The organism is Bradyrhizobium sp. SZCCT0148, assembly GCF_018129985.1.
GTDB lineage: Bacteria > Pseudomonadota > Alphaproteobacteria > Rhizobiales > Xanthobacteraceae > Bradyrhizobium > Bradyrhizobium japonicum_H.
The window spans coordinates 1-3,207 of the sequence record NZ_JAFCKT010000036.1; the positions used below are offsets into that span (position 1 = coordinate 1).

General features: G+C 67.1%; 2 protein-coding genes. Both read left to right on the top strand.

Features of this window, described 5'->3' with window-relative positions; all coding sequences use genetic code 11:
- The first annotated feature begins 2 nt into the window (after positions 1–2).
- Positions 3–2,786, top strand: coding sequence for a hybrid sensor histidine kinase/response regulator (locus JQ580_RS33605; RefSeq protein WP_212285645.1), 2,784 nt, complete (start codon positions 3–5; stop codon positions 2,784–2,786).
- A 23-nt stretch (positions 2,787–2,809) separates the two neighbouring features.
- Positions 2,810–3,207: chemotaxis protein CheW (locus JQ580_RS33610; protein WP_212285647.1), on the top strand; the 398-nt coding region annotated here is incomplete at its 3' end.

Consider the following 3,207-nt stretch of genomic DNA (forward strand, 5'->3'; position numbering starts at 1 on the left):
TCATGGATGATCTGTTGCGGGAGTTTTTGACGGAGACCAGCGAGAGCCTGGACACCGTGGACAATCAGCTGGTGAAGTTCGAGCAGGAGCCGAACAACGCCAAGATCCTGGATAACATCTTCCGCCTGGTCCACACCATCAAGGGCACCTGCGGCTTCCTTGGACTGCCCAGGCTCGAAGCGCTGGCGCATGCCGGCGAGACGCTGATGGGCAAATTCCGTGACGGCATGCCGGTGACGGGGCAGGCGGTGACGGTGATCCTGTCCTCGATCGACCGCATCAAGGAAATCCTCGCCGGCCTCGAGGCGACCGAGGCCGAGCCGGAAGGCAACGACCGCGACCTGATCGACAAGCTGGAAGCGATGGTCGTGCAGGGCATGGCGGCGATGGCCGCAGGCGCGGCTGCTGCTCCCGTTGCGGAGTCCCCGCCGCTGGTGCCGGAAGCGCCGGTTGCCGCTGCGGCCCCGGCCAAGGAGATGACCACGGGCACGCTGATCGACCAGACCCTGGAGCGTCCGCTGCGTCCGGGCGAAGTCTCGCTCGACGAGCTCGAGCGCGCCTTCCGCGAGACCGCGACCGAAGCCGCAGCGCCCGCGGAACCCGCGCCGGCTACGGAGGCTGCCGCGCCCGTCGCCAAGGACGTTACGAAGGACGCAAAGCCCGCCAAGGAGAAGGCGGCGCCGAAGAAGTCGATGGCCGAGGAGGGCGCCGGCGAAGGCGCCAGCATCGCCAACCAGTCGATCCGCGTCAACGTGGACACGCTGGAGCATCTGATGACCATGGTCTCCGAGCTGGTGCTGACCCGCAACCAGCTGCTGGAGATCTCCCGCCGCAACGAGGACACCGAGTTCAAGGTGCCGCTGCAGCGCCTCTCCAACGTCACCGCCGAGCTGCAGGAAGGCGTCATGAAGACGCGCATGCAGCCGATCGGCAATGCCTGGCAGAAGCTGCCCCGCATCGTCCGCGACCTCTCGAGCGAACTCGGCAAGCAGATCGAACTGGAGATGCACGGCGCCGACACCGAGCTCGACCGCCAGGTGCTCGACCTGATCAAGGACCCGCTCACCCACATGGTGCGCAACTCCGCCGATCATGGCCTGGAGACCCCCGCCGAGCGCCTCGCCTCCGGCAAGGGCGAGCAGGGCACCATCCGGCTGTCCGCCTATCACGAGGGCGGCCACATCATCATCTGCATCGCCGACAACGGCCGCGGCCTCAACACCGAGAAGATCAAGGCCAAGGCGATCTCGAGCGGCCTCGTCACCGAGGCCGAGCTCGAGAAGATGAGCGAAGCCCAGATCCACAAGTTCATCTTCGCGCCGGGCTTCTCGACCGCGGCCGCCATCACCTCGGTCTCCGGCCGCGGCGTCGGCATGGACGTGGTGCGCACCAATATCGACCAGATCGGCGGCACCATCGACATCAAGTCGGTGGCCGGCGAGGGAAGCTCCGTCACCATCAAGATCCCACTGACGCTGGCCATCGTCTCGGCCCTGATTGTCGAAGCCGCCGGTGACCGCTTTGCGATCCCGCAGCTCTCGGTGGTCGAGCTGGTGCGTGCCCGCGCCAACAGCGAGCACCGCATCGAGCGCATCAAGGACACCGCGGTGCTGCGCCTGCGCAACAAGCTGTTGCCGCTGATCCACCTCAAGAAGCTGCTCAAGATCGACGACGGCGCGGCCTCCGATCCCGAGAACGGCTTCATCGTGGTGACCCAGGTCGGCAGCCAGACCTTCGGCATCGTCGTCGACGGCGTGTTCCACACCGAAGAAATCGTGGTCAAGCCGATGTCGACCAAGCTGCGTCACATCGACATGTTCTCCGGCAACACCATCCTGGGCGATGGCGCGGTCATCATGATCATCGACCCCAACGGCATCGCCAAGGCGCTCGGCGCCGCCGGCTCCTCGGCCCACGACATGGGTGACGAGAACGGCGCCCATCACATCGGCTCGGGCGAGCAGACCACGTCGCTGCTGGTGTTCCGCGCCGGCTCGTCGCAGCCCAAGGCGGTCCCGCTCGGCCTCGTCACGCGCCTGGAAGAGCTGCCCGCCGACAAGATCGAGTTCTCCAACGGCCGCTACATGGTGCAGTACCGCGAGCAGCTGATGCCGCTCGTGGCCATGGACGGCGTCACCATCGCCAGCCAGGGCGCCCAGCCGATCCTGGTGTTCGCCGACGACGGCCGCTCCATGGGCCTCGTCGTCGACGAGATCATCGACATCGTCGAGGAACGGCTCAACATCGAGGTCGGCGGCTCGGCGAGCGGCATCCTCGGCTCGGCCGTGATCAAGGGCCAGGCCACCGAGGTGATCGACGTCGGCCACTTCCTGCCGATGGCGTTCTCCGACTGGTTCACCCGCAAGGAGATGAAGCCGTCGCTGCACTCGCAGTCGGTGCTGCTGGTCGACGACAGCGCGTTCTTCCGCAACATGCTGGCACCCGTGCTCAAGGCGGCCGGTTATCGCGTCCGCACCGCGCCGACCGCTCAGGAGGGCCTCGCCGCTCTGCGCGCGCAGACCTTCGACGTGGTGCTGACCGACATCGAGATGCCCGACATGAACGGGTTCGAGTTCGCCGAGACCATCCGCTCGGACAACAATCTCGGTGCGATGCCGATCATCGGCCTCTCCGCCCTGGTGTCGCCGGCGGCGATCGAGCGCGGCCGTCAGGCCGGCTTCCACGACTATGTCGCCAAGTTCGACCGTCCCGGTCTGATCGCGGCGCTGAAGGAACAGACCGCGAGCGCCGCCGGCGCCTCCGATCTGAGCCGGGCGGCGGCGTAACGGACAGGATCAGGAGAGCCAACATGACCAGCAAGAGCAAGACCCAGTCCGCCGAAGGCGCCATGGTCGAATACGTCACCGCGATGATCGGCGGCCAGCTGTTCGGCCTGCCGATCTCCCGCGTCCAGGACGTGTTCATGCCCGAACGCGTCACCCGCGTTCCCCTGTCCTCGCGCGAGATCGCGGGCGTGCTGAACCTGCGCGGCCGCATCGTCACCGTGGTCGACATGCGCGCCCGCCTCGGCCTGCCGCAGCCCGAGGACGGCAAGGTGCCGATGGCGGTCGGCGTCGATCTGCGCGGTGAATCCTACGGCCTGCTGATCGACCAGATCGGCGAAGTGCTGCGCCTGCCCGAGGCCGGCATGGAGGAAAACCCCGTCAACCTCGACCCGCGCATGGCCAAGCTCGCCGGCGGCGTGCA

Bases quoted from the DNA above. Each gene is read 5' to 3' on its own strand.
- JQ580_RS33605 (WP_212285645.1), top strand. From the start codon at position 3: ATGGATGATCTGTTGCGGGAGTTTTTGACGGAGACCAGCGAGAGCCTG.